This window comes from Mycolicibacterium tokaiense, assembly GCF_010725885.1.
In the GTDB taxonomy this organism is placed as follows: Bacteria; Actinomycetota; Actinomycetes; order Mycobacteriales; family Mycobacteriaceae; genus Mycobacterium; species Mycobacterium tokaiense.
Window position 1 is genome coordinate 4,694,709 of record NZ_AP022600.1, and the last position, 22,610, is coordinate 4,717,318.

31 protein-coding genes are annotated in these 22,610 nt (G+C 67.8%); 12 read left to right on the forward strand and 19 right to left on the reverse strand.

Annotated features, from left to right (window positions below; translation table 11 throughout):
* Window positions 1–7: 7 nt before the first annotated feature.
* Entirely contained in the window at window positions 8–1,006 is a 999-nt protein-coding gene (gene speB, locus G6N58_RS22815; RefSeq protein WP_163908661.1) for an agmatinase, read from the reverse strand.
* Window positions 1,007–1,143: 137 nt separating this feature from the next.
* On the opposite strand from speB, the gene G6N58_RS22820 reads away from it, so the two are divergent.
* Both G6N58_RS22820 and G6N58_RS22825 read left to right on the forward strand, forming a co-directional pair.
* Complete coding sequence (locus G6N58_RS22820) at window positions 1,144–1,422, forward strand: hypothetical protein (RefSeq protein ID WP_115277187.1); 279 nt, start codon at window positions 1,144–1,146, stop codon at window positions 1,420–1,422.
* A 51-nt stretch (window positions 1,423–1,473) separates the two neighbouring features.
* A complete protein-coding gene (locus G6N58_RS22825; protein WP_115277186.1) occupies window positions 1,474–1,761 on the forward strand; it encodes a putative quinol monooxygenase in 288 nt (95 codons plus the stop codon).
* Here G6N58_RS22825 and G6N58_RS22830 read toward each other — a convergent pair.
* Both G6N58_RS22830 and G6N58_RS22835 read right to left on the reverse strand, forming a co-directional pair.
* Window positions 1,736–2,149, reverse strand: a complete 414-nt coding sequence (locus tag G6N58_RS22830; RefSeq protein WP_115277185.1) for an acyl-CoA thioesterase — start codon at window positions 2,147–2,149, stop codon at window positions 1,736–1,738. The two genes, G6N58_RS22825 and G6N58_RS22830, sit on opposite strands and share 26 nt — an antisense overlap.
* The gene (locus tag G6N58_RS22835; protein ID WP_232068139.1) at window positions 2,146–2,880 is read right to left on the reverse strand and encodes a helix-turn-helix domain-containing protein; all 735 of its coding nucleotides are present in this window, start codon (window positions 2,878–2,880) and stop codon (window positions 2,146–2,148) included. The genes G6N58_RS22830 and G6N58_RS22835 overlap by 4 nt, the downstream gene beginning before the upstream one ends.
* 84 nt (window positions 2,881–2,964) lie before the next feature.
* Here G6N58_RS22835 and G6N58_RS22840 point away from each other — a divergent pair, with 84 nt between their 5' ends.
* Genes G6N58_RS22840 through G6N58_RS22850 form a run of 3 tightly spaced genes read left to right on the forward strand, consistent with a single transcriptional unit; the run spans window position 2,965 to window position 4,857 of the window.
* Window positions 2,965–3,543 carry a hypothetical protein gene (locus G6N58_RS22840; protein WP_115277183.1) on the forward strand — a complete coding sequence of 193 codons (579 nt, stop codon included), beginning with the start codon at window positions 2,965–2,967 and terminating at the stop codon, window positions 3,541–3,543.
* 19 nt (window positions 3,544–3,562) lie between these two features.
* The gene (locus G6N58_RS22845) at window positions 3,563–3,976 is read left to right on the forward strand and encodes a VOC family protein (protein WP_115277182.1); all 414 of its coding nucleotides are present in this window, start codon (window positions 3,563–3,565) and stop codon (window positions 3,974–3,976) included.
* Window positions 3,973–4,857: an LLM class flavin-dependent oxidoreductase gene (locus tag G6N58_RS22850; protein ID WP_170314360.1), complete on the forward strand. Its 885-nt coding sequence runs from the start codon at window positions 3,973–3,975 to the stop codon at window positions 4,855–4,857. Before G6N58_RS22845 ends, G6N58_RS22850 begins: the two co-directional genes overlap by 4 nt.
* Before the next feature lie 2 nt (window positions 4,858–4,859).
* On the opposite strand, the gene G6N58_RS22855 is transcribed toward G6N58_RS22850, so the two are convergent.
* The 5 genes from G6N58_RS22855 to G6N58_RS22875 form a co-directional block, all read right to left on the reverse strand.
* On the reverse strand, window positions 4,860–5,045 hold the full coding sequence (locus G6N58_RS22855; RefSeq protein ID WP_115277180.1) for a hypothetical protein: 186 nt from the start codon (window positions 5,043–5,045) through the stop codon (window positions 4,860–4,862).
* Window positions 5,046–5,058: 13 nt separating this feature from the next.
* Window positions 5,059–5,688 (reverse strand): uracil phosphoribosyltransferase, encoded by a 630-nt coding sequence (upp, locus tag G6N58_RS22860; protein WP_068916824.1) that lies wholly within the window; start codon window positions 5,686–5,688, stop codon window positions 5,059–5,061.
* 1 nt (window position 5,689) lies between these two features.
* The gene (locus tag G6N58_RS22865; protein WP_115277179.1) at window positions 5,690–6,859 is read right to left on the reverse strand and encodes a URC4/urg3 family protein; all 1,170 of its coding nucleotides are present in this window, start codon (window positions 6,857–6,859) and stop codon (window positions 5,690–5,692) included.
* The gene (locus G6N58_RS22870) at window positions 6,856–8,112 is read right to left on the reverse strand and encodes a GTP cyclohydrolase II (RefSeq protein WP_115281329.1); all 1,257 of its coding nucleotides are present in this window, start codon (window positions 8,110–8,112) and stop codon (window positions 6,856–6,858) included. Before G6N58_RS22870 ends, G6N58_RS22865 begins: the two co-directional genes overlap by 4 nt.
* 75 nt (window positions 8,113–8,187) lie before the next feature.
* Entirely contained in the window at window positions 8,188–8,445 is a 258-nt protein-coding gene (locus G6N58_RS22875) for a hypothetical protein (protein ID WP_115277178.1), read from the reverse strand.
* A gap of 174 nt (window positions 8,446–8,619) precedes the next feature.
* Between G6N58_RS22875 and G6N58_RS22880 the strand changes: the two genes are divergently transcribed.
* Complete coding sequence (locus G6N58_RS22880) at window positions 8,620–9,099, forward strand: hypothetical protein (RefSeq protein WP_147289282.1); 480 nt, start codon at window positions 8,620–8,622, stop codon at window positions 9,097–9,099.
* Here the strand turns inward: G6N58_RS22880 and G6N58_RS22885 are convergent.
* A complete protein-coding gene (locus G6N58_RS22885) occupies window positions 9,096–9,995 on the reverse strand; it encodes an AraC family transcriptional regulator (protein WP_115277176.1) in 900 nt (299 codons plus the stop codon). The genes G6N58_RS22880 and G6N58_RS22885 overlap by 4 nt on opposite strands.
* 152 nt (window positions 9,996–10,147) lie before the next feature.
* On the opposite strand from G6N58_RS22885, the gene G6N58_RS22890 reads away from it, so the two are divergent.
* Window positions 10,148–11,230, forward strand: a complete 1,083-nt coding sequence (locus tag G6N58_RS22890; RefSeq protein ID WP_115277175.1) for an aldo/keto reductase — start codon at window positions 10,148–10,150, stop codon at window positions 11,228–11,230.
* A gap of 6 nt (window positions 11,231–11,236) precedes the next feature.
* Here the strand turns inward: G6N58_RS22890 and G6N58_RS22895 are convergent, their stop codons facing one another.
* Both G6N58_RS22895 and G6N58_RS22900 read right to left on the reverse strand, forming a co-directional pair.
* Complete coding sequence (locus G6N58_RS22895) at window positions 11,237–11,752, reverse strand: hypothetical protein (RefSeq protein ID WP_115277174.1); 516 nt, start codon at window positions 11,750–11,752, stop codon at window positions 11,237–11,239.
* Between the two features lie 8 nt (window positions 11,753–11,760).
* The gene (locus tag G6N58_RS22900) at window positions 11,761–12,399 is read right to left on the reverse strand and encodes an MspA family porin (protein ID WP_115277173.1); all 639 of its coding nucleotides are present in this window, start codon (window positions 12,397–12,399) and stop codon (window positions 11,761–11,763) included.
* A gap of 210 nt (window positions 12,400–12,609) precedes the next feature.
* Between G6N58_RS22900 and G6N58_RS22905 the strand changes: the two genes are divergently transcribed.
* Window positions 12,610–13,101: a hypothetical protein gene (locus tag G6N58_RS22905; RefSeq protein ID WP_163908339.1), complete on the forward strand. Its 492-nt coding sequence runs from the start codon at window positions 12,610–12,612 to the stop codon at window positions 13,099–13,101.
* Window positions 13,102–13,104: 3 nt separating this feature from the next.
* Here the strand turns inward: G6N58_RS22905 and G6N58_RS22910 are convergent, their stop codons facing one another.
* Together G6N58_RS22910 and G6N58_RS22915 are read right to left on the reverse strand one after the other, a co-directional pair.
* Window positions 13,105–14,736 carry an alkaline phosphatase D family protein gene (locus G6N58_RS22910; RefSeq protein WP_435406375.1) on the reverse strand — a complete coding sequence of 544 codons (1,632 nt, stop codon included), beginning with the start codon at window positions 14,734–14,736 and terminating at the stop codon, window positions 13,105–13,107.
* Window positions 14,737–14,773: 37 nt separating this feature from the next.
* Window positions 14,774–15,202 carry a hypothetical protein gene (locus tag G6N58_RS22915; RefSeq protein ID WP_115277172.1) on the reverse strand — a complete coding sequence of 143 codons (429 nt, stop codon included), beginning with the start codon at window positions 15,200–15,202 and terminating at the stop codon, window positions 14,774–14,776.
* Window positions 15,203–15,374: 172 nt separating this feature from the next.
* Here G6N58_RS22915 and G6N58_RS22920 point away from each other — a divergent pair, with 172 nt between their 5' ends.
* Entirely contained in the window at window positions 15,375–16,049 is a 675-nt protein-coding gene (locus G6N58_RS22920) for an SDR family oxidoreductase (RefSeq protein ID WP_115277171.1), read from the forward strand.
* Window positions 16,050–16,127: 78 nt separating this feature from the next.
* Here G6N58_RS22920 and G6N58_RS22925 read toward each other — a convergent pair whose 3' ends face one another.
* Window positions 16,128–16,298, reverse strand: a complete 171-nt coding sequence (locus G6N58_RS22925; protein ID WP_115277170.1) for a CsbD family protein — start codon at window positions 16,296–16,298, stop codon at window positions 16,128–16,130.
* A 123-nt stretch (window positions 16,299–16,421) separates the two neighbouring features.
* The gene (locus G6N58_RS22930; RefSeq protein WP_115277169.1) at window positions 16,422–17,171 is read right to left on the reverse strand and encodes an SDR family NAD(P)-dependent oxidoreductase; all 750 of its coding nucleotides are present in this window, start codon (window positions 17,169–17,171) and stop codon (window positions 16,422–16,424) included.
* Window positions 17,172–17,293: 122 nt separating this feature from the next.
* Between G6N58_RS22930 and G6N58_RS22935 the strand changes: the two genes are divergently transcribed.
* Complete coding sequence (locus G6N58_RS22935) at window positions 17,294–18,181, forward strand: LysR family transcriptional regulator (protein ID WP_115277168.1); 888 nt, start codon at window positions 17,294–17,296, stop codon at window positions 18,179–18,181.
* A 20-nt stretch (window positions 18,182–18,201) separates the two neighbouring features.
* Here G6N58_RS22935 and G6N58_RS22940 read toward each other — a convergent pair whose 3' ends face one another.
* Together G6N58_RS22940 and G6N58_RS22945 are read right to left on the reverse strand one after the other, a co-directional pair.
* On the reverse strand, window positions 18,202–18,756 hold the full coding sequence (locus G6N58_RS22940) for a hypothetical protein (RefSeq protein ID WP_115277167.1): 555 nt from the start codon (window positions 18,754–18,756) through the stop codon (window positions 18,202–18,204).
* A gap of 111 nt (window positions 18,757–18,867) precedes the next feature.
* Window positions 18,868–19,395 carry a TetR/AcrR family transcriptional regulator gene (locus G6N58_RS22945; protein ID WP_115277166.1) on the reverse strand — a complete coding sequence of 176 codons (528 nt, stop codon included), beginning with the start codon at window positions 19,393–19,395 and terminating at the stop codon, window positions 18,868–18,870.
* A gap of 77 nt (window positions 19,396–19,472) precedes the next feature.
* Between G6N58_RS22945 and G6N58_RS22950 the strand changes: the two genes are divergently transcribed.
* Both G6N58_RS22950 and G6N58_RS22955 read left to right on the forward strand, forming a co-directional pair.
* The gene (locus G6N58_RS22950) at window positions 19,473–20,192 is read left to right on the forward strand and encodes an SDR family NAD(P)-dependent oxidoreductase (protein WP_115277165.1); all 720 of its coding nucleotides are present in this window, start codon (window positions 19,473–19,475) and stop codon (window positions 20,190–20,192) included.
* Between the two features lie 53 nt (window positions 20,193–20,245).
* Complete coding sequence (locus G6N58_RS22955) at window positions 20,246–21,160, forward strand: alpha/beta fold hydrolase (RefSeq protein ID WP_115277164.1); 915 nt, start codon at window positions 20,246–20,248, stop codon at window positions 21,158–21,160.
* Window positions 21,161–21,195: 35 nt separating this feature from the next.
* Here G6N58_RS22955 and G6N58_RS22960 read toward each other — a convergent pair whose 3' ends face one another.
* The gene (locus G6N58_RS22960) at window positions 21,196–21,909 is read right to left on the reverse strand and encodes an SDR family oxidoreductase (RefSeq protein ID WP_115277163.1); all 714 of its coding nucleotides are present in this window, start codon (window positions 21,907–21,909) and stop codon (window positions 21,196–21,198) included.
* Between the two features lie 79 nt (window positions 21,910–21,988).
* Entirely contained in the window at window positions 21,989–22,582 is a 594-nt protein-coding gene (locus G6N58_RS22965; RefSeq protein WP_115277162.1) for a TetR/AcrR family transcriptional regulator, read from the reverse strand.
* Window positions 22,583–22,610 lie beyond the last annotated feature (28 nt).

The following is a 22,610-nucleotide window of genomic DNA, read 5'->3' on the forward strand; positions in this document are numbered from 1 at the left end:
CCGGGTGTCACGTCGCCAACGGTGACGGGTGCCCGGGCTTGCCGCCTGCGGCGTCGCGCCGTCGCGCGGCCATTCCCGAGAGCGCCTCGAACACCACCCGGTGCGCGGCGTTGACGGTCAGTTCGGCGTGGTCGTAGGCCGGTGCCACCTCCACCACGTCCACTCCGGCGACGTCGTGTTCGTAGCAGAGTTGGCGCACCATGCGCAGCAGGTCGGCGCTGGTGATGCCACCGGGTTCCGGGGTGCCGGTGCCCGGGGCGTGCGCGGGGTCGAGGACGTCGATGTCCACCGACAGGTACAGCTTGTCGGCCTTGGCCAGTGCTTCGCTGACCGCGGTGTTCATCACCTCCTTGAAACCGCGGTCCCAGATCTCCTGCATGGTGTGCCAGGTCATGCCCTGCTCGAGCATCCACTCGAAGGTGTCCTGCGGGGGCCAGTAGCCGCGCAGACCCACCTGGACGAAGTGGGTGCCGGGCACCGCACCGGACTCGATGAGCCGCCGCATCGGGGTGCCGTGGCTGGCCAGATTGCCTTCGATGATGTCGGCGGTGTCGGCGTGGGCATCGAAGTGCACGATGCCGACGTTGCCATAGCCGTGCACATCCGCCACGGCGGTGGCCGAGGGCCAGGTTATGGAGTGGTCACCGCCGAGCACCACCGGCACGATGCCGCGGGAAGCCACCGCGTGCACGCGCTCACGAATGTTGTTGTGCGACACCTCGGTCTGCCCGTGCGGGCAGTAGGCATCACCGAAGTCGACCACCTCGAGCCAGTCGAAGATCTCCAGCCCGAGGTCCATGTGATAGGTGCCCGGCTCGTAGGCGGTGGCACGGATGGCGCGGGGCCCGAACCTCGCACCCGGGCGGTTGGTGGTGGCGATGTCGAAGGGCGCGCCCACGATCGCGACGTCGGGCTGCCACTCGTCGAGTTGTTCGACCTCGGTGAGGAACGGCCGGTGCCCGAACGACGCCAGACCGGCATACGCCAGTTCGAGTTGCTCCAACATGCCTGGCGGCAGGTCGCGCTGCGGTCCGTGCTGGTGACTTCCGCCGTGGTGGTCGTGGCCCATTCCCAAACCCTAGGGCCAGAACGGCTACCTGGCAGGTAATTGCCCGGCGACCCGCATCGGCGCAGGGTGACAGCATGGCTGACGATCCCTTGCCCCGCTGGTTGCGGTTCGTGCTGAAGTCGGATCAGGCCGGTTCATCCTGGTATGTGGGCCTCGGATTCTTCTTCGCCCCGGTGCTCGCGCTGGTGGCTCCCTGGCCGGAGGTTCGCACGGTGCTGTGGGTTCTGATCGCGGTGGCCGGGCTGTGGCTGGGCCTGCTGGGGGTGGCGATGGCGACCGGACTGGCGATGATGATGCGCGCCGGGCGGGAGATCTCCGAGGAACACTGGCGCGCCCTGTTCGACTACCGATGAGTTCGGCGCCGTCGCCGGGTCGATACAGCACAGCAGACAGGAGGTTCGGCCATGGTGATCGTCGCCGGGTATCTGCACGTCGCCGCAGGCGAGCGGGACGGCTATCTCACGGGTTGTGTGGCGGTGGTGCAGCAGGCCCGCGCTGCCGCGGGTTGCCTGGGCTTCTCGATCAGCGCCGACCTGGTGGACCCGGGTCGGATCAATGTCTTCGAGCGGTGGGAGACCCAGCAGGCCGTCGACGCGTTCCGCGGCAGCGGGCCCGATGATCAGCAGAGTGCTGCGCTGCTGTCCGCCGCGGTCGCCGAATACGACGTCAGTGCGACGCGGCCGCTGAGCTGATCCGGTCGCGGACCCACTGGGGCCAGGGCTGCTTGCCGTAGGTCTTCGTCTCGACGCACACGTGGGTCATCAGGCAGTCTGCCAGCAGCTCGCCGTCGCGCAGGATGCTGAATTCCGTTTGCAGTGAGGTGTTTCCGGGTGGGCGGAAGGTCGCCTCGACGGTCAGCCGGTCGTCGTAGTGCGCCGGTCGCCGGAACTGCAGCTGCGCGGCGGCCACCACCACGTCGATGCCGCCGGCCACCAGCGCCTGGTAGTCACCGACCACCGCGCTCAGGGCGTCGGTGTGCGCCATGTCGACCCAGGTCAGATAGTGCGAGTTGAACACCCGGCCCTGCATGTCGCACTCGCTGAACCGCACCCGCAGCGCCATCGTGTGGTGCGCCGTCATCGCAGGGCCCGCGCGGTGGCGTCGTCGGCGGGCAGGAACGCCTCCAGGCTCAGCTCGGCGGCGGTGAGGTCCAGTGCGGTCCCGAACGTCGTCACGGTGCTGAGCAGCGTCAGCACATCCCCGGAGCTGGTCTGCAGCTCCAAGGGCACCACCACGCCGGCGTCCTCGTCGTCGGCCGGGCCGTCCCCGGGATAGCCCTCCAACTCGCTGAGCAGCGCCCCCAGCTCGGGGTCGCCACTGACTGCGGTCTCGCGGCGTAACCGCTGCAGCAGGTGGTGGCGCCACTGCGCCAGATTCCGGATCCGCGGGGCCAGCCCGTCGGGGTGGAGCGCGATGCGCAGCGCGTTCGGGGTGGCCAGCAGGGCGGGGGAGACGCCGTCCAGCAGCGCCGTCGCCGCGGTGTTGGTGGCCACGATGGTCCAGCGACGGTCCACCGCCAGGCACGGATAGGGCTGGTAGGCGGTCAACACCCGTTGCACGGCGCCGGCGATGGCGGTCATCTCGGGATCTTCGAGGGACCGTTCGGTGTACACCGGCGCCAGACCCGCCGCCACCAGGAGTTGATTCTGCTCACGGCGGGGTATGTCGAGGACGGCGGCCAACCGCAGCACCATGGCCCGGCTCGGCACCGACCTGCCGGTCTCGAGAAAACTCAGGTGACGTGCGGAGATGTCGGCGTCGATGGCCAGGTCCAGCTGGCTCAGCCGCCGGCGGGTGCGCCACTGCCTCATCAGGGTGCCGAAGGGGGGAGCGGGGGACTCGCGAATGCTCACCTGGACAGTCTGGCCGACCCACTGTGAGAACGTAGGAGCACTATGGACTCCCATGACTATGTCACCTACGAGCAGTGGGGGCGCAACTTCTTCGCTCTCGCGGTGACCGAGGACCGGGTGGCCGCGGCGTTCGGTGAGATCGCCGGCGACGAGCTGACGATGGGCCCGATGGCCCAGGGGCCGGGCCGGCTGGCGCGGGTGACCGCGAAAGTCCGCATCCAGGAACCGCGCGCAATCCGCCAGCTCGGCGACACCATCACGTTCACCATCCGGATCCCACTGGTCATCGATCTGCTGGTGGACCTGCGCCTGGACAAGCAACGATTCACGGTGGACGGCGAGATCGCGCTGCGCGCGACCGCCCGCGCCGCCGAGCCCCTGGTGCTCATCCTGGATGTGGCCAAACCGCGGGCCACCGACATCAGCGTGCACGTGGAATCGCAGTCCATCCGCGGGGAGATCGTCCGGTTGATCGGTGGTGTGGACGCCGAGATCCGGCGTTTCATCGCCGCGCACGTGTCCGAGCAGATCGACGCGCCCGAGTCCATCCAGGCGAAGGTGATCGACGTGGCGAGCATGATCGACGCCACCTGGACGGGGGCTGGGCCCCAGACGGTGTGACGCATGGCACGATGACCCCGTGTCCGCGAAACTGGATCTGCTGAGCCCCAGCCTCGAGGTGGGCGTGGTGACCACCAACCTCGAGGCGATGAGCGAGTTCTACGGAGACTTCCTCGGTCTCGAGTTGCAGGCCGACCTCGACTTCCCCGGCGGGTCACAGCGCCGCTACGCGCTGGGTGCCAATGTGGTCAAGCTGGTCACCTACACCACGGCGCCGCCGCAGCCCACCGCGCCCGGCGGCGGCAAGGCTCAGGCCGGTATCCGGTATTTCTCGTTCGCGGTGAAGAACCTGACCGCGCTGGCCGAGCGCGCGGAGCAGTCGCCGTACCAGGTGGTCGAACCCCTCACCGAGTTCGAACCGGTGCCAGGTATGGGCTTCCTGTTCCTGGCCGACCCCGACGGCAACTGGATCGAATTCTTCGGCACACTGTGACGACGCCTCGGGTGGGCTGCGTCTTCCGGCCGCAGTTCGCGCCGGAGACCCTGGCGTCCGCGGCCCGCGCCGCCGACGTCGCCGGACTCGACGAATTGTGGCTGTGGGAGGACTGTTTCCTCTCCGGCGGGATTTCGGCCGCGGCCGTCGCGCTGGCCACCACCGAGCACCTGACCGTGGGAGTCGGGGTGCTGCCGGTGCCGATGCGCAATGTCGCGCTGACCGCCATGGAGATCGCCACGTTGTGCCGCTCGTTTCCCGGCCGGGTGCGGATCGGGGTGGGCCATGGTGTGCAGGAGTGGATGGCCCAGATCGGCGCGAAAGTCGCCTCGCCCATGACGCTGTTGCGGGAGTACGTGACCGCCCTGCGTCAGCTGCTCGACGGTGATGAGGTGACGGTCGACGGAACCTACGTCAGGCTCAACGGTGTGCAGCTGGACTGGCCGCCGCCGGCGGGCACCGAACTGCTGTGTGCCGCCGGGGGTCCCAGGACCTTGGCGTTGTCCGGCGAGCTGGCCTCGGGCACCATCATCACCGGTGGCACCTCGCCGGACGTGCTGCGGGCCGCCGTGGCGCATATCGACACCGGACGGGCTCTGCGCACGCAACCCGCCCCGCACTCGGTGGTCACCTATCTGCAGTGCGCGCTCGGCGAGAACGCCGAAAGTCGTGCCCGGCAGGAACTCCGGAGCTGGGACTTCGACGTCGACGCCGACCTCGCGGTGTACGGGACGCCTGCCCAGGTCGCGGCCGGTGCCCGGCGGTGGGTGGACGCCGGCGCGGACACGATCGTGTTCCAGCCCGGCGCCGACGTCGACTTCGCGGAGTTCGTGACGGCGGTCGGCACGCAGGTGCAGCCCCAACTAGCCCAGCCGTACTGACGTCAGCGGCGTCGGCGGCCCAGGTATATCAGCGCCAGCCCGCCGACGGCGATCAGCGGCCCCAGCACCGACCACGTGGTGGTGTTGCTCATCGGGCTGCCCTGGACGAACCCGAGCCCCTGCAGGGTGAACAGCAGCCCGAACAAGGCGATGATGACGCCGAACAGGACAAACAGCGCACTGCGCATGGCGGTGACTCCTCTACTTCGTTCCGAACATCCGGTCCCCGGCGTCGCCGAGCCCGGGCACGATGTAGCCCGCGGCGTCGAGTTCGCGGTCGACGGCGGCTGTGTAGATGGGGACGTCGGGATGAGCCGTGGTCATCACGTCGATTCCTTCGGGACAGGTCAGCAGGCAGACGAACTTGATGGACTTGGGCTGGTACTCCTTGAGCCGGTCCACCGCGGCCACCGCCGAATGTCCGGTCGCGAGCAGGGGATCGACCACCACGATGTCGCGTTCGGCGAGATCGTGCGGCATCTTGAAGTAGTACTCGACGGCGATCCGGGTCTTGGGATCACGGTAGAGGCCGATGTGGCCGACGCGCGCGCCCGGAACCACCGACAGCATGCCGTCCAGGATGCCGGTCCCGGCGCGCAGGATCGAGACGAACACCAGCTTCTTGCCGTCGATCACCTGACCGGTCATGGTCTCCAGCGGTGTCTCGATCTCGATGTCGTGCAACGGGATGTCGCGCAGCACCTCATAGGTGAGCAACGCCGAGACCTCGTTGACCAGTCGTCGGAAGTTGTTGGTGGACACCTGTTTCTGACGCAACAGGGTCAGCTTGTGCTGCACCAGGGGGTGATCGACCAGGTGTACGTCAGACATGTCAGAAGACCGTTCCGTCGCTGAGGATGGACAGTGGTGGCAGGCCGTCGCGCAGCTGTGCGGCCAATCGACGTCCGGCCGCCCAGGTGCCGCCTTCGAGAATGCAGGCCAGCGGCAGGGCGGCGGCGTCCACGCCCAGGCGCTCGCGCACCAGCGGCGCCAGCTCGTCGATCAGCGCGACCGTCACCGCGCGCCAGTCGACCACGAGTTCGTCTGAGACCGACCATGTTTCGCTACTCCAGCCGGGGTTGCGCAGTGTCAGCACGCCGGTATCCAGGAACAGCCCGCCGTTGCGGTACTCGGGTAACCCGGTCAGCTCGTCGAGACCCGATACCTCGGCGCCTGCCCACTGCAGCGGTTCGAGCAACGAGTAGGTCAGCCACTGCGACAGCTTGTGAAACGGCATCCAGCCCCCCGGCACCGCGGAGTGGTGCCAACAGTCGCCCAGGGGAACACCGTCGATGGCGCTGTCGGTCAACCAGATTCCCGACAGCTGTTCCAGCAGCGCGGTGAGCACGGCATGGGCCGTCACGGCCGGGCCGTCGGCAGTGAGCGCGTCGAACAGGGTGCCCGGACGCCGGTCGACGGCCGCGCCGAGCCTTCGCAACAGGTGGGTTCGGCTGTGCACCCCGACCAGGGGATTGTCCGGCGTGACCTGGAACGCCTGCGCCAGCTGATCGGTATCCAGCGCGGCGAGTCCTTCGGCGTCGGCCTGCAGTGGACGGCCGGGATCTGAGGAGAACACGCCGGCAGTGAAGGCGTGGAAGCTGGCGACCCCGAGTCCCTCGGAACGGGTGAAGACCTGCCCGGTGTCCGCTTCGCGGTAACTCCAGTCTGGTCCGGAGCCGGCATCCAGCAGCACGCTGACCACCGTCAGATCGACGTAGGCACGCGCTCTTTCGGCGTCGCTGCTGCCGTCCAGCAGGCGATCGAGTTCGCCCTTGCGGTCCACGCCGCCGGCCTCGAAGTGCCGCCACCGGCTGTGGAACGGGATCTGCAGATCCGGGAAGCGTTGCGCCGTCAGATCGGCCACCGCGGCGGCGGCAGCGGGCAGGGCATCATCGTCGACGGTGAACCAGGGAGACTCGCCGCGGCGCGTCCGCTGCAGCAGGAGTCGAGCCCGGGAGCGGATTCCCGCCGTGGTGCGCAGTTCGGCGACCGTCGCCGTCACCCGCTCAGTCCCCGGCCCACGGTGTTGCGCAGCGCATCGGCGTCGGGGACCTCGCCCGGGGTGAAGTAGCCGGCGGCCATCTTGGCGTCGATCTCCACCCGGGCGTCGGCGGGAATCAACTCGTCGGGAATGTTCACCCGCTCGCCGACTTCGATGCCGGAGCCGGTGATGGCGTCGTACTTCATGTTGCTCATCGACACCAGCCGATGGATCCGGGTGATGCCCAGCCAGTGCAGGACGTCGGGCATCAGTTCCTGGAACCGCATGTCCTGCACTCCCGCAACACATTCGGTGCGGGCGAAATACTGATCGGCGGTGTCGCCGCCGAGCTGGCGCTTGCGCGCGTTGTACACCAGGAACTTGGTGACCTCGCCGAGCGCACGGCCTTCCTTGCGGGAGTAGGCCACCAGGCCGACACCACCGCGCTGGGTGCCCGCGATGCACTCCTCGATGGCGTGCGTCAGATACGGCCGGCAGGTGCAGATGTCGGAACCGAACACGTCGGAACCGTTGCATTCGTCGTGCACCCGGGCGGTCAGTTCCACCGACGGATCCGACAGGGCCCGGGGATCGCCGAAGATGTAGAGCGTCTGTCCGCCGATCGGGGGCAGGAACACCTCCAGGTCGCCCCGGGTCACCAACTCCGGGTACATCCCACCGGTCTCCTCGAACAGCACCCGGCGCAGGTCTGCCTCGGAGCAGCCGAAGCGGGCAGCCACCCCCGGCAGATGCCAGACCGGTTCGACTGCCGCCTTGGTGACCACTGCGGCGCCGCCGTCGGTCAGCACCCGCCCATCTGGGCGCAGCCTGCCCTTGGCGATTGCCTCGGCGATCTCCGGCAGCTGCACATGGGCTTTGGTCACGGCAATGGTGGGCCGGATGTCCGCACCGGCGGCTATCTGGGGCGCGAAGACGTCGGCCACCGCGGCGCCCCAGGGATCCAGGCTGACGATCGCAGCCGGGTCACCCCATTGCGGGTAGGGACCCACCACGTCGGTGGGCGAGGTATTGGTCAGGTCCGCCCGGTGCTCCCGCGACAACGCGCCGGATGCGACCGCCAGCGCGCGGTAGACGCTGTAGGACCCGGAATGGGTACCGATGACGTTGCGGTGGGCACGCGTTCCCGTGGTGCCGATGACAGGGCCCCGTTCGGCCGCAGTGGGCGCGCCCCACACCAACGGGGGAGCGTCCGGCCCGCCGCTGTGCGATGTCAGCCGGATGTGGCTGGGAACACGCGAGGTTTGCGCAGACATGACCATCCTCGACATCTCGGCCCGGTAGTCCGGTGCGACTGGCCGGAATGGGCAAGCATAGCGAGGCAGGTGCGATCAGGCCGGTTTCGAGCCGAGGCTGCTGCGGATGGGTTGGCTGCCGCGCTGGCGGCGTCCTTCGGCGGAGAGCAGGGCCCAGCCTGCGGCGCTGGTGATCAACGCGACGATGCCTGCCCAGGTGCCGAGGTCGACCCACGCCACCGCGTAGGCCGCGACGCAGACGAGGAATGCGGACACCCCGATGCAGACGAGGACGACACCGGGTCTTCCCACCTTCTGTCGGGAATTTGCCGCCGGCGACATCGGTTCGGTCATGTAAACCTCCTCTGACGTGCACCGACGACCAGTTCCGCGTAGGTGTTACCCGAGGTCCACCTGGGGAAAACCCTTCGCCGGGAATAGCTGGCCGGGTTTATGCATTTGAGGGGGAGGGTAAAGATCCGGCAGCGATCGAACCGTCGACGAGCCATCCGAGGAGGCGATTTCCCGATGTCAGGCAAACACCGCCATGCCCGCCAGGAGCGCCCTGGCTCCCCGGCCGCGACCGTCGCGCGTACGTCAGCCGGCGCATTGTGGTTTCCGGCCTCACTGGGTCTCGCCTTCGCAGGCTTCGGCGCTGCGGTGCTGGTCGCCCAGTCGGAGTCTGAGACGCCGCCCGCTGATCCGGCGCCCAGCGCCTACACCGTCACCGCGCCGCAGTCGGTGAACCAGCAGGGCACGGTCGTGGCCGTGACCTCTGATTCCATCACCACCCGCAGCGACGATGGTGTAGTTCAGACCTTCCGCGTGACGCCGAACACCACTGCGGTCACCGGATCCGGCGGCGCCCCCTTCGTCTCGGCGGTACCGTTTGACGTCAACGACGTGGTGACCATCCAGGGGACCTTGTCCGGTGGACAGGCGACCGCAACCGCGGTGGCCGATAACGCTGTCATCGGGCAGTACGGCGTTCCCATGGACACGAATTAGTGTGTGGCCGTTTTGAGGCGCAGGCGGTCCCGTCCCGGCGGATGACCGAACATCCGGCGGTACTCCCGGGTGAACTGCGACGAGCTGTCGTACCCCACCGCGTGTCCGACTGACGCCACGTCGCCGGTCTCAGCGAGCAGCAGCCGTCGTGCATGTTGCAATCTGATCTGCTTCTGGAACTGCACGGGACTCAGGGCGGTCACCGCCCGGAACCGACGGTGCAGGGTGGACGGACTCATTCCAGCCAATCTGGCTACGTGGTCGACGGTGATCGGCTCGGCGTAATGGTCGCGAATCCAGGCCACTGCCCGACTGACGTGCGCGAGATCTCCGTCGGCCAGCCCGATTTGGCGCACGGTGTCCCCGAGAGGGCCGGTGAATGCACGCCACAGGATCTCCTGCTTGATCAACGGGGCCAGGACGGCGGTGTCGCCGGGACGGTCGAGCAGCTGGACCAGCCGGCGGACCGCATCCAGCAGGTCGACGTCGGCCGCGGCAGTGGCGATGGCGGAGGCCGGCGTACCGGCCCGGGCAGACCAGTTCGGCGGCACCCGCAGAATCAGGTCTGCCACCGCGGCGGGGGAGAGCGTCAGTCCCAGCGACAGGGCGGGCCTCCCGGCTTCCACGTCGAGATAGTGACCGGTGACCGGCAGGTCGGCGGTGACCACCAGACAATCACCGGCGCGGTATTCGTAGGTGCGGTCGCCGATCGTCAGTCGCTTGCCACCCTGGGCCATGACGACCAGGATCGGCTCGGTCAGCGAGAACTCGGGTGCCGCATCGGGTTCGAGTACGGCGGACAGGTACAGGCCGTCGATCGGGGTCCGCAGATCCGGCCGCGCGTGCGCCGCGATGCGACCGCAAACAGCGGTCAAGGGGTCATCGAATCCCGACATGGAGACAGCCAACCACCGGGTCGTCGGCCCCGCTACCCCATCCGCTCAGATTGAGCAGGATTGTGCAACCACGTGATGGTAATGAGCTACCGGGGAAGGCAAAACCGGGATGTCATGGACAGGCACACCTACCGCGAACCCAGGAGTATCCAATGTCTCTCGATCACTACGTCACCCTTGGCAGATCAGGTCTGCGCGTCAGCCCTTTCGCCCTGGGCGCCATGACTTTCGGTGCAGATCCCGGCGGAGCGGGGGTGGACGTCGCGGAGGCCGAGGAGATCCTCACGGGGTACCTCGAGCGTGGCGGTAACTTCATCGACACGGCCAACTTCTACACCAACGGTCACTCCGAGGCCATCCTCGGCGACTACTTCCGGGCACGTCCAGGGCAACGCGATCGTGTTGTTCTGGCGTCGAAGTTCTTCACCAACATGTACCCGGGGGACCCCAACGGCGGCGGGGCGGGGCGGCGGTCCATCGTTGCGCAGTTGGAACAGACCCTGCGCCGGCTGCAGACCGACCATCTGGACCTGTACTGGTTGCACAACTGGGACCGCAACACACCCATCGAGGAAACTCTGCGGGCGCTCGACGACCTGGTGCGCGCGGGCAAGGTGCGCTACATCGGTTTCTCCAACACTCCGGCCTGGGTCACGGCACAGGCGCAGACCACCGCGGTGCTGCGCGGGTGGACCCCCCTGATCGCTGTGCAGATCGAGTACTCGCTGTTGGCGCGCACCGTGGAACACGAGATGGCTCCGCTGGCGCGGGACCAGGGAATGGCGCTGGTGCCCTGGAGTCCGCTGAAGAACGGCTTCCTCTCCGGCAAGTACCGGCGCGCCGGGGCTGTCGACGACTCCGCCCGCGCAGATTTTGTGGGGCGGCCCACTGATGAGCAGTTCACCGTCATCGACACGGTGGCTGCGGTCGCTGCCGAAGTCGGTGCCACCCCCGCGGCGGTCGCGCTGGCCTGGCTGCGCGGTCGACCGGGCACCGTGGTGCCCATCGTCGGAGCACGGCGGCTGCGCCACCTCACCGACAACCTCGCGGGTCTGGAGATCGTGCTGACCGATGCCCAGCGAGCCGCCCTGGACGCAGCGTCGGCGCCGCCTCCCATCGACCCCGGACCGCAGAACGGTGCGGTGCGTGCGATGTTGCAGTTCGCGGGAACCACCGTCGACGGGGAATCGTCTACGGTGTATCCGCCTCTGCTGCAGAGCGATGCGCGGTACTGAGGGGACTCAGCCGGGCGGCAGGTGTTGACCGTTGGGGTCCTCGAGGTTCATCACCGGAACAGTGGGATCCGTTGTCGGCAAGGCGGATTCGATACCGAGGACCGACTGCGGCGACTGACCGCCGGCATTCTCCAGTTGCACGCTGGTCTGCGGCCCGGCGCTGATGTTGATTCCCGCGTTCGGAGGCATCGGGTGCGAGTTACCCACCGAGATCCCGTACGAGGCGCTGGAACTGGTCAGGCTGCCCGGCGCCTGTCCGGCGTTGCCGAGCTGACTGCCGGGCAGGCCGCTGAGCTGTTGTCCCGCCCCGGCATTGGTGGTGATGCGCACTCCGCGCGAATCGGTGGTGGCGGGCGGGCCGGTGACGATGATGTTGTAGGGGTAGGAGAAGCTGCCGGGTTCCGGGGTCGGCGCGCCGGGCACGTAATCGGGGGCGCCCGGCAGGTCGGGCGGCTCGGCGGCCGCCCCGGGCGCCGTCAGCATCAGCAGTGCGGCCGCAGCTATCGCGTACTTCGCCGGCATCCGTTCCCTCAGATCTTGATCGGGTCGCCGTAGACGGCGAACTGGGTGTGGGCCGCCGAGGTGGACACGCGCAGGTAACCGTAGGAACGGATGGTCACATCGCCGCCGCAGGCGTCGGCTTTGACGTGGATGTTGTCGATGTCGATCATCGCCTGCCCGCCCTCACTGAGGGCCATGTTCGACAGCGGCAGGTCGACGATCACCCCGGGCTGGACGACGGTCTGGACGAAGCCCGCCCCGCCGCCGGCGATGCCCAGGTTGGCGCCGTCACGCAGCGGCAATCCCACCGACGCCTCGGGAGCGATGCCTGCGGTGCCGCCGTATTGCAGGCCGGTCGAGACATCGCGTTGGCAGCCCAGTTGGTAGCCCAGGATGAACAGGCTGTCGGTGATCTGGCCGGGACCTCCGGTGGCGGTCGCGGTTCCGGAGAGGGTGACGAACCCTTCGCGGGAGTCAGCCGCGTTGGCCAGGTTGGGCACCGAGTTCACCACTTCCCGGTCCAACTGGATGTTGAGTAGCCAGCCGTCCCTGGTCGTCTTCGCGTAGGTCTTGGGGGCCATGTCAACCGGTTCAGCTGACGACACCGCAGTGCCCCCGACCCCACTGAACAGCATCACAACCGACGCGGCGGCGGCGGAAACCTTCATCGAGCGTGGACCCCAACCCATTCGTCTGTGTATCGACTCCTGACGGCGCTGTCGGTCGATCGGCGTGCGCAGTGTAAAGCACTGATGCCAACATCCCGCGGCAGTTGAATCTATCGCGGATCACCCTTGGCGGCGCGGGATCGCCGGGGGGCCGCGCGCACCGGCGCGCCGCCGTTCGGACCACCGCCCGGTGCGCCATACTCGTTTGCCATGGGTGCGCAATCCTCGCCCGATTCGGGGACCGCGCCCGGGGATTATGAACAGCGGGTCGATCCGGGTGCGCTCGCGCTCGCCACGGTGGCCGGCGCCATTGCCTTCATCTTCGGCGGCGGCGACTGGGACGTGCTCGCGTGTGTGGTGGGAACCCTGCTGCTGATCATCCTGCTGGCGCACCATCGCGCGGCGCCGCGGGTGCGCTCACCGCGTGCGTACCTGTTGCGCGGTGCGTTCGGGGCGACGACAGGGTTGGCCCTGTGCATTGCCGTGGCACCGGCGATCCAGTTCGGCATCATCGAGCCCTTCTTCCCCCAGTACGACGCCGAGGGGTATCTCGACAGCGGGGCGTGGGAGACCACTGTGGTGATCTCGGTGGTGTGGCCCGTGGTGGTACTGGTGTTGGCCGCGCTGGAGCCACGCATCGCGCGGTGGTTGGACCGGGCCCCCCGCCGTCCGGATCCCGCACCCGGCCCGGCAGAGCTGTAACCGTCAGTCCGTCAGCGGGATCCTGGCTGCGGTGTTCAGCTCGCCGTTGTCGCGGGGCTGTTCGAACACGACCTCGGCATCACGTCCGGAGGTTTCCAGCGTGGCAATGGTATTGCCGAACAGCGGTCCGCTGAGGTTGCGCCACGACATCGGCAGCTCGGGCACCCCCAGGCGTTGCGCCCAGCGCCGGATCAGCGACGCCATGGTGGGCGACCACCCGAGCTTGAAGACGGGTTTCATGAAGGTCGGCACGTAGTTGTGCACCGGGGAACAGACCAGCTGGTAGACCTGCGTGCCTGCTCCGCCCCGGAACTGCGCCCTGGCGGCGTAACTGTGGTGGACGTCGCCGGAGAGCACCGACACCGTTGCGGGCCCGCTACCGTCCGGGCGACGGGCCACCTCGAGGATGAGGTCGCTGAGGCGCTGGAACGACGCGAAAAATGCCGGCCAATGCTCCAGATCGGCAGTCTGGCGCACCTTTTCGGCCAGCTTGCCCCGCAGGCCGGATCGGGCGGCGGCCCGTTCGTTGAGTGACTGGACGTCGCCGATCGCCGGTGGCAGCAGCCACGGCAGTGAGGACGCCAGAATCAGGTGGTCCAGCTCGTCGATGTCTTCGTCCACCTGGTGTTCCAGCCAGGCGAATTCACGGTCACCGAGCATCTTGCGTTCACCGCCGTCGAGGATGCGGGAGTTGCGCGAGTCGATCATGATGAGCCGGCTACGGCCCAGGTCCCAGCGGAAACTGAACCGCAGCCCTTTTTCGCCGTCGACCTCGCGGTCGGCGCGGTCGGCCAGCTCCTCCAGCAGCGGCCAGCAGTCGCCCTCGGCAGCCAGGACCTTCTGGTAGTCCTCGTCGACTTCCAGCTGCTGCGGGCTGAGGTTGCCGATGTGCTGATACACCCAGTAGGAAGCCAGGCCCGCGCGGATGCGATCGCGCCACCACGGCTCGGTGTTGATCTCGGCGCGCCAGGCGGCGGAGGTGTTCCAGTCGTCGCGGATGTCGTGGTCGTCGAAGATCATGGCGGTGGGGATGGTGGACATCACCCAGCGGATCTCGGGATCGCCCCAGGTGTGCCGGTAGAGACTCTCGTACTCGTTGAAGCTGACCACCTCGTCGGGCGGGCGTTTCTTCGACGTGCGGCTGCGCCGGCCGGCCAGCTTGCGGCGTGCCTCGGGGGTGAGTTCGTCGGCGTACACCTGATCCCCCAGCAGGATCAGCACGTCGGGCCAGTCTTCCATCGGCACGTCGGTGAGTCGGCTGGCGTAGCAGTCGAGCGCGTCCTGGCCGAGTTTGTCGTCGATCTTCGGTTCACCGGTCTTCGGGTAGCGGCACGACCCGAAGATCATCCGCAGATGGGCCGCTCGGGACGGGCCCCAGGTACGGATCTGGCTCGGCGGAAACTCGGAGTCGGCCTCCGGCCAGACCTTGACCCCGTCTATGACCACGTCGTACTCGGTGGTCGAATCGGGCTCCAGGCCTTGTATCGGTACCAGCGCGTAGTGGCGGTCCTGCACCTGGAAGGTACGCGCCCTGCAGCCGAGAATTTCCACCTCTGCGGGGTTCTCGGTTTGTACCCAGATCATGGCCGTCGTCTCCGCGACATGGCGCAGCACCGGGCCCAACAGAAGAGTCACCGATCAAGACTAGGGGTAGGCGTCCGCGCGCGTCTGCTCAGGTGATGCTGACGACGGCGCGGTCGCCGACGGGGGCGGACAACGGCACCGTCAACGTGCCGACGACCGCGAGCATGATGCACGCTCGATCGACCGCCTCCGGCCTGGTCCCGCCGCGCAGCTTCACCGCCACGATGTCCGGCGTTTCCTGCACCTCGGCAGTGACCCCGAAGCACTCGGGGGTACCGCTGGTGAAGTGCACCGCCAGGGCGTCGGGGTCGGAGACCCGGCTCCACGAGTCGATGGTCTGGGAGTGGGGGTCCACGATGCCCGGGTTGTCGGTGAAGGTCGTCAGGCCGGGCGGTGCCGGCACCTCCGGGACGGTGGTGATGACGGGCGCGGCGGCGGCGACCGGCAGCCCGACGCCCAACTGGACCGCAGTCAGGACGGCGGTCACGATCGGTATCACGAAGCTGTGCGCACGCATGACTGCACAGTACCCACGCCTGGTCCGGTGCCCCTGCTGGCTGCACCGGCCGATGGCAGCCAGCGGGAATCTGCCACCGGCGTGGGAATTGCCGGTGCCCCTCAGCCAGTTCTTGCAGGCATGCCCTTCAGGCTTGACAATGCTGAATAACCCACTCTCAGAGGACGATTCAATGAATACAACTCACGTGATCGCGTTGGTCACCGGAGCCAACCGCGGTCTGGGCCGTCGGTTTGCGCTCGACCTCGTCGCCCGGGGTGCCACCGTGTACGCCGCGGCGCGGCGCCCCGAGACCATCGACATCCCCGGCGTGGTGCCCGTCGCCCTGGACATCACCGATCCCGAATCGATCCGTCGTGCGGCGGAGATCGCGACCGATGTCAACCTCCTGGTCAACAATGCGGGTGTGTCCACCAGGGCCACCCTGCTCGATGGACCGCTGGAGGACATCCGGCTCGAAATGGAAACCCACTACTTCGGCACCCTGCAGGTGATCAGGGAGTTCGCGCCGGTCATCGAACGCAACGGCGGGGGAGCCATCCTGGATGTGCTCTCGGTGCTGTCGTGGCTGCACCCGGGGACCAGTGGTGCCTACTCGGCAGCCAAGGCGGCGGCCTGGGCCATGACCGACGCGGTACGAGATGAACTGGCGCCCAAGGGAATCACCGTGACCGCGCTGCATGTCGGATACATGGACACCGACATGGTGGACTACATCCCGGCCGAGCAGAAGATCGATCCCGCCGTGGTGGCCACGCTGGCGCTCGACGGGGTGTTCGCCGGTGAGCGCGAGGTGTTGGCCGACGAGCTGTCACGGAACGTCAAGGTGGGCCTGGCACGCGCGTAACAGTGTGGCAAACGGGTTGCCTCGGGGCGACGACGGCCGGCCTCCGGGAACCGGAGGTCGGCCGCAGGTCGCAGTGAACTACTTCAGCTTGTCCTTGATGTTCTCGCCGACCTTCTTGACGCCCGAAACGCCTTGGTCCTTCTTGCCTTCGGCTTTCAGATCGTCGTTGCCGGTGATGTCACCGACGGTCTCCTTGACCTTGCCGACGGCGTCTTCGGCGGCGTTCTTGGCCTTGTCCACGATTCCCATGGTGTTCCCTTTCTTCCACTGGTCCGGAAGCCGGAGTGCCTCCGAGCTCGGTACTCATGTGGACGGGGGCGGACGGGGAAACCGAACACGCCGGTGCTGTGATGTGCACCACCGGTGCGCGGCTCAGACCTGGGCCATACCGCCGTCGATGCACAGTTCGGCACCTGTCATGAAACTGCTCTCATCGGAGGCCAGAAACAGTGCGCCGTTGGCGATCTCCTCCGGACGCCCCAGGCGGCCCATCGGGACCAGGGTGCTCATGGAGGCGCGTAGCGCAGCGGGGTCCTCGCCGAAGTACTCCGCCTGCCCGTCGATGATGTCGGTGTCGATCGGCCCCGGGCTCAGGACGTTGACTCGCAGACCGCGATCACCGAACTCGGCTGCCCAGGTACGCGCGAAGGATCGCACAGCCGCCTTCGCCGCGCTGTAGGTTCCCGCGCCGGCATCGCCCTTGACGGCGGTGATCGAGCCGAGCAGCACGATCGAGCTACCCGGCGTGAGAAGCGGCAGCACCGTCTGGACGGTGAACAGGGTGCCGCGGGCGTTGAGGTCGAAGGTGCGGTCGAAGTGCTCCTCGGTCACGTCGGCGAAGTCCATTCGCTCGATGCGGCCGGCGTTGGCGACCACCACGTCGAGATGCCCGCTGTCGCGGCGGATGGTCTCGACCACGCTATCGAGATCGTCTGTCATCGTCGCGTCTGCGGTGATGGCGGTGACGTCGCCGTCCATGGACGCCTTCGCCGCCTCGAGCGCATCGGCCCGCCGCCCTGTGATGTAGACACGGGCGCCCTCGCGCGCGAATCTCTGCGCGATGGCCAGTCCGAGGCCGGCGCTCCCGCCCGTGACCAGAGCTACCTTGTTGGCAAGTCGCATGTTTTCTCCTCGAGAGGGGACCGGGTGTTGACCTCGGATCACGCTAGGAGCGGCCAGGTATAGACGCAAATAATCTCGATGTATGGTCTGCATTGAGAATGTCTATATCTAGCGGAGGGCCCATGAACCTGCGTCAGTTCGAGTACGCCCTGGCTGTCGCCGAGGAGGGCTCGATGACTGCGGCAGCAGACCGGCTGCGGGTCACTCAACCGTCGCTGTCCCAGCAGATCGGTGCTCTGGAAAAACACCTTGGGGTGCAACTGTTCACGCGCACGCCGGCCGGGGTGGTGGTGACGGTGGCCGGACGTGCGTTCCTCGCGGAGGCGAGCATCGCCACCACGGCATCACGACGCGCCGTCACGGCGGCCCGCGCTGCAGACGGTGAACTGGCAGGCGAGCTCATCATTGCGGTCCACATGGGCCTGGGCGCGCGTCAGCTTCCGCAGGCGCTGGGGGAGTTGCGCCTCCACCACCCGGCCCTGCAGGTGACCATGCACGAAGAGCCCGATCCCGCGCACATGGAACGACTGCTGCGCCAGGGCGCTCTCGACATGGTGCTGGTTCACCGAGTTCCCCCGGCCTGCAACGGTTTCGACGTCCACCGGTTGGGAGAAGAAGCCTACGTCGCACTGTTGCCGAAGGGGCACCCGCTGCTGAAGAGCGGCTTGGCGCTGCGCCTGCAGGACCTCGTGTCGCAGGGTTGGATCAGGTTCCGGCACTCCAGCCTGCTCGACGAGTACCTGGCCCGTCTGCTCGCCGACGCCAACCTGAGCCCCCAGACCGTGGCCCGGGCATCGCAGATTTCCACGGCGGTACAACTGGTGGCACACGGCCTGGGCGTCACGGTGGTGCCGGCCTCGGCGGTGCCGGACGGCTTCGAGGAGTTGGTCTGCCCTCTGGCGCCTGCACTCGCCGAACCCGTGCTCGTGTGCGTGCGGCGCAATGCCGGCTCGGCGGAGCACGCCCTGCTCCGTCACCTGCAACAGCAGAACTGGTGCGGCGGCGCCTGATACGCGCCGCCGCAACGTGTTCACCTGCGGGCCAACGCGCTGCCCACCCCCGCGAGCATCTGGGTGGGCCGCTGTTGTTCACCCTGCTGGGCGCTGAGGATCAGGATTGCGCCGGTGAGCAGCGGCAACACGCCCTGTAGGTAGCGCAGTTGACGTTGTGCCGCGGCGACATCGTCCGGTGTGCCCGGGGCGGGCTCGGTGGCTCCTTCAATCGGATGTCCCTCGCCCTGAGCGGCTTTCGCGCCGAGCACCCCACTGGCCACGGTGGCACCCAGGGCTGCGCCGGTCACCGCGATCTTGGTGACGGTATTGGAGGTGACGCCGGCCTGGTTCTTGGCTCTGCCGCGGTTGGCGTAGAGAAGCCCGGCACCGCCGATGAGGTGTGCGCCGATGGCGGCAGCGCTGACGGGCGCCCACTTTCCCCAGCCCACCGCGGCCACTTTGGCGCGGTCGCGGGGGTCACGCACGGATGCGGCCGCGCCGTTGACGCCGACAGCCCCCATAAGAGATCCGCCGAACCACGCCGCCGCGCCGAGGTCGTGTAGCGAACGGACGACTGTATTGCGTGATGCCATCTGAATCCTTTGATCGAGGGCAACAGGTGTCCGAGATGAATCACCATGTGCGCTGCCCATCGAGGGATACACCACCGCGGGGGTACTAAACGTGTCCGGCGAGAGTCCTGATTACTCGAGCAGCCGAGCGAGCAGACTCGCGGCGGTCCCGCCGTCGGCGTCACCCAATGCGGGCAGTTCCAGAAAATGCCGCGCGATGGTGATGCCGAGAATGCTGGAGACGACGAGTGCGGCGCGCACGTGCGCGTCGGGTTGCTCCGATGACCGGGCGAGCACGTCGGCACGTTCGGTCAGGTAGTCGCGCATCACTGCGGCGGCTTCCGGTGAGGTGAGCATGGAGCGCATGAGCGCGCGCGTTGATGCCGGGAGTTCGCGCAGACGCAGGTCGAGTACTTCGGTCAGATGAGTCTGCACATCTCCGGCTCCGAGCTCATCGGCAGGGCGGACCGCGAGCTTGAAGAGGGCGTCCTTGGAGCCGTAGTGCTGCAGCACCAGTGAGGGGTCGACCCCCGCGCGCTGCGCGATTCCCCTGATCGTCGCGCCGTCCATCCCGCGGTCGCCGAACTCGTGCTGAGCCGCATCGAGGATCTTCGCGGCGGTGGCCGCGCGGCGCTCGGCGCGGGTGCGTGCTGGCGTCATCGGTTCACTCTACGACTGCTGAGCGAGTGGTAACGTTGACTCAACAAACGATGAGTGAACGAGGCGTGGGAGTACACATGGCCGAGCAGAACACGGCGTCCACCACCCACCGGTCGGTGCTGGTCATCGGAGCGTCGCGGGGACTGGGCAAGGCGATCGTCGAGCAGTACGTCGCGCGCGGCGCCCACGTGGTCGCGACGGTGCGTGGCACGGAGCCGACACCGTTGCACGCATTCGCGCGGCGACGTCCTGACCGGGTGATGATCGAGCATGTCGACATCGACGACGAGTCTGAGTTGGAGGCGTTGGCCGGCAGGCTCGCAGGCCGCGTGTTCGACCTGTTGTACGTCGTCGCCGGCGTGTCGCTGGCTCCGCGGAGTCAGATCGCCGCCGAGATCGCCACCGACGCGTTCGAGCGCATGATGGTGACGAACGTCCTGAGCGTCATGCGCACCGTCGAACGGCTGCAGGATGTCGTCGACGCCACCGGCACGATCGCAGTCATGTCCTCGGGGCAGGGGAGTATCGGCAACAACACCAACGGTGGCTTCGAGGTCTATCGCGCATCGAAAGCGGCGCTGAACCAGCTGATGCGCAGTTATGCCTCACGTCACGCCGGCGAGGGTCGAGCGTTGTTGCTCATGGCCCCGGGCTGGGTGAAGACGGACATGGGCGGCCAGGGCGCCGCACTCGAGGTCGCGGACAGCATTCCGCCGCTGGTCGACACGGTGGACGGGCAGCGGGGCATCCCTGGTCTTCGTTACCTCGATCGTTTCGGGGCGGCGGTCCCGTGGTGAATCGGGCTCCCGGGCGGTGCCATGATGTCCCGGTGACCGAAGAGGCTTCTGGAATGGCGCCGGGCCCGGCGGGCACCATCGGGCCGCTCGACGTGGCCGGCTCCGGTGTGTTGCCGCCGGTCGAGCCGCGGGTTCGCAAGGCGTTCCGGTGGCTGGAACGGGTGGCGCCCTGGGTGGGGTCCCGATGGGCGGTCGAGCTGTGGTGCACCCCGCCGGTGCTGGAGTCTGCTCTGCGCATGCCGCCCGGCATCGGTCCGGGTGAGCCCGTCGAGGCCTACTGGGACGGGCACCGGGTGGTCGGGGAGCAGTGGGGCGACGGACCGCCGGTGTATCTGGTGCACGGCTGGGGTGGGCAGCGGGCGCACCTGGCGGTGTTCGTCAAGCCGCTGGTGGAGGCGGGCTACCGGGCCATCGCGTTCGATCTGCCCAGCCACAACGCCTCCGACCCTGGTGCTCTGGCGCCCGGTCGCACCACGGCGACCGAGTGCGCGGACGCCATCGCAGCGATGATCCGGACCCACGGCGCCGCCCACGCGGTGGTGGCGCACTCCTTGGGGGCGAATGCGACCGCACTGGCAGCAGCCGGGGGAGCGCCCGTCGGGCGGCTGGTGTTCTTGGCGCCCATGGGCGATTTCCCTTTGTACTTGGACCTTTTCGCCGCGCGCCATGATTTCGGCCGTCGGATCCGTGCCGGCCTGCAGCGCCGCCTGGAGAAACGCATCGGCATGCAGCTGCACGAGACCAACATGTCGCACATCGGGCGCAAGGCGGATTACCCGCCGTTGCTGCTCATTCATGACCCCGATGACCCGGACAGCCCGTATGCCGCCACGGCTCGGCTGTCGACCTTGTGGACCGGTGCCCAACTGGTGACCACCCGCGGTCTCGGCCGACTCGCCCATTACCGGATCCTGCGCCACCGCCCGGCGATCAACGCCGGGATGGAGTTCATCCGTACGCCCAGCTAGCGCCCAGGGTCGGCGGCAAAGCGCTGCAATGGGATTCAGGAGTTGGTCAGCGCGGCACCCATCGGGCGTTCGGAGACCGGCTTGGCGAGTTGCAGGCGGGCCGCCCTGGTGGTCTCGTCGCCCAGCACCTCGTCCTGACCGGCTTCGATCCCGTCGAGGGCCTGCGCGACGATATCGGCCGGGCTGGACTTGGGCAGGTCGGTGAAGCTGGCCATGTCGGTGTCTACCAATCCGAAGTAGACGCCGACAACCTGCACGCCGCGAGGGGCGAGCTCCATGCGCATCGCATCCGTGGCGTTGGCGATCGCGGCCTTGGAGACACCGTAACTCGCGCCCAGAGGCACCCATGCGAGCACCGATGCGACGTTGACGATGGCGCCCGACCGCGCGGCGATCCGGTCGGCGAAGGCCGAGGCGAGGGCCAGCGGGCCGAAGAGGTTGGTCTCCAACTCGGTGCGCAGATTCGTGGTGTCCGCGTCGAGCACCGACGTGGCCCGCGAGATACCGGCGTTGTTGATCAGCACGCTCACGTCGCTGGCTTTCTGGCTGGCCGCGGCCACCGAGCGCGGATCCGTCACGTCCAGTTGCAGCGCGACCACCCGCGGATCGGTGGTGTCGATCGACTCGGGTTTGCGCGCCGCTGCGTACACCTTGGCCACCTTGCGATCGAGCAACTGATCGATGTATTCGCTTCCCATGCCGCGATTTGCGCCCGTCACGAGCACGGTCTGGCCGGCCAACGTCGTCATGTCTTCTCCTGTAGCAATGTAAACTAATCGGTGTACTTGCGCTCAAAGTACACCGATCAGTTCACTGCGGCAAGGCGTGTCACCCCGGGTCGGTGATCGCCGCGTCGATGAGGGTTTCGGCGGCCTTGCGGGCGTGCGTCCACGCAGTTCGGTCATTCAGGGAGGTCGACAGGGCGGCGGCACCCTCGTAGAGCACGCCGAGCTGGTTGCCCAGCATTCTCGGATTGGCTGCCCCCGCTGCCTTCGACAGTCGGATCAGGCCATTGATATAGGAGCGCTTCTGCTCGTGGACGATCTCCTGCACCTCGGGCATGTCGCCGGCAGCCTCTACGGCAGCGTTGTGGAAGGGGCAGCCGCGCATCCGGGCGCCCGCCGGTGGGGTGGCGAACAGGCTCAGCAGTATCTTGCGCGCGTCACCGGCCTCCGGGTCAGGGCGCACCGGCTCGCCGATGAGTCCGCTGACGGCGCGCAGATACTCCTGCACTACCGCGGTTTTACTCGGGAAGTGTTGATACAGCGTCCGTTTGGACACCGACGCCTCTGCGGCCAGTTGCTCGACACCGGTTGCGTTGATGCCTTCGTGATAAAACAGATCGGCCGCGGCATCCAGGATTCGCTGGCGTGCGCCGCGCCCCCCGGAGCCGGCGGTGGTGCTGTCGCGCTGCATGGCCATCACCTCAGGATACCGATGGGTGTACCGC

Bases quoted from the DNA above. Each gene is read 5' to 3' on its own strand.
- G6N58_RS22920 (WP_115277171.1), top strand. From the start codon at position 15,375: ATGAATACAACTCACGTGATCGCGTTGGTCACCGGAGCCAACCGCGGT.
- G6N58_RS22870 (WP_115281329.1), bottom strand. From the start codon at position 8,112: ATGTCTGCGCAAACCTCGCGTGTTCCCAGCCACATCCGGCTGACATCG.
- G6N58_RS22885 (WP_115277176.1), bottom strand. From the start codon at position 9,995: ATGTCGGGATTCGATGACCCCTTGACCGCTGTTTGCGGTCGCATCGCG.
- speB (WP_163908661.1), bottom strand. From the start codon at position 1,006: ATGTTGGAGCAACTCGAACTGGCGTATGCCGGTCTGGCGTCGTTCGGG.
- G6N58_RS22890 (WP_115277175.1), top strand. From the start codon at position 10,148: ATGTCTCTCGATCACTACGTCACCCTTGGCAGATCAGGTCTGCGCGTC.
- G6N58_RS22905 (WP_163908339.1), top strand. From the start codon at position 12,610: ATGGGTGCGCAATCCTCGCCCGATTCGGGGACCGCGCCCGGGGATTAT.
- G6N58_RS22930 (WP_115277169.1), bottom strand. From the start codon at position 17,171: ATGCGACTTGCCAACAAGGTAGCTCTGGTCACGGGCGGGAGCGCCGGC.
- G6N58_RS22935 (WP_115277168.1), top strand. From the start codon at position 17,294: ATGAACCTGCGTCAGTTCGAGTACGCCCTGGCTGTCGCCGAGGAGGGC.
- G6N58_RS22835 (WP_232068139.1), bottom strand. From the start codon at position 2,880: ATGAGGCAGTGGCGCACCCGCCGGCGGCTGAGCCAGCTGGACCTGGCC.
- G6N58_RS22950 (WP_115277165.1), top strand. From the start codon at position 19,473: ATGGCCGAGCAGAACACGGCGTCCACCACCCACCGGTCGGTGCTGGTC.
- G6N58_RS22855 (WP_115277180.1), bottom strand. From the start codon at position 5,045: ATGCGCAGTGCGCTGTTTGTCCTGTTCGGCGTCATCATCGCCTTGTTC.
- G6N58_RS22875 (WP_115277178.1), bottom strand. From the start codon at position 8,445: ATGACCGAACCGATGTCGCCGGCGGCAAATTCCCGACAGAAGGTGGGA.
- G6N58_RS22895 (WP_115277174.1), bottom strand. From the start codon at position 11,752: ATGCCGGCGAAGTACGCGATAGCTGCGGCCGCACTGCTGATGCTGACG.
- G6N58_RS22960 (WP_115277163.1), bottom strand. From the start codon at position 21,909: ATGACGACGTTGGCCGGCCAGACCGTGCTCGTGACGGGCGCAAATCGC.
- G6N58_RS22915 (WP_115277172.1), bottom strand. From the start codon at position 15,202: ATGCGTGCGCACAGCTTCGTGATACCGATCGTGACCGCCGTCCTGACT.
- G6N58_RS22940 (WP_115277167.1), bottom strand. From the start codon at position 18,756: ATGGCATCACGCAATACAGTCGTCCGTTCGCTACACGACCTCGGCGCG.
- G6N58_RS22820 (WP_115277187.1), top strand. From the start codon at position 1,144: ATGGCTGACGATCCCTTGCCCCGCTGGTTGCGGTTCGTGCTGAAGTCG.
- upp (WP_068916824.1), bottom strand. From the start codon at position 5,688: ATGTCTGACGTACACCTGGTCGATCACCCCCTGGTGCAGCACAAGCTG.
- G6N58_RS22880 (WP_147289282.1), top strand. From the start codon at position 8,620: ATGTCAGGCAAACACCGCCATGCCCGCCAGGAGCGCCCTGGCTCCCCG.
- G6N58_RS22900 (WP_115277173.1), bottom strand. From the start codon at position 12,399: ATGAAGGTTTCCGCCGCCGCCGCGTCGGTTGTGATGCTGTTCAGTGGG.
- G6N58_RS22840 (WP_115277183.1), top strand. From the start codon at position 2,965: ATGGACTCCCATGACTATGTCACCTACGAGCAGTGGGGGCGCAACTTC.
- G6N58_RS22925 (WP_115277170.1), bottom strand. From the start codon at position 16,298: ATGGGAATCGTGGACAAGGCCAAGAACGCCGCCGAAGACGCCGTCGGC.
- G6N58_RS22955 (WP_115277164.1), top strand. From the start codon at position 20,246: ATGGCGCCGGGCCCGGCGGGCACCATCGGGCCGCTCGACGTGGCCGGC.
- G6N58_RS22830 (WP_115277185.1), bottom strand. From the start codon at position 2,149: ATGACGGCGCACCACACGATGGCGCTGCGGGTGCGGTTCAGCGAGTGC.
- G6N58_RS22945 (WP_115277166.1), bottom strand. From the start codon at position 19,395: ATGACGCCAGCACGCACCCGCGCCGAGCGCCGCGCGGCCACCGCCGCG.
- G6N58_RS22825 (WP_115277186.1), top strand. From the start codon at position 1,474: ATGGTGATCGTCGCCGGGTATCTGCACGTCGCCGCAGGCGAGCGGGAC.
- G6N58_RS22965 (WP_115277162.1), bottom strand. From the start codon at position 22,582: ATGGCCATGCAGCGCGACAGCACCACCGCCGGCTCCGGGGGGCGCGGC.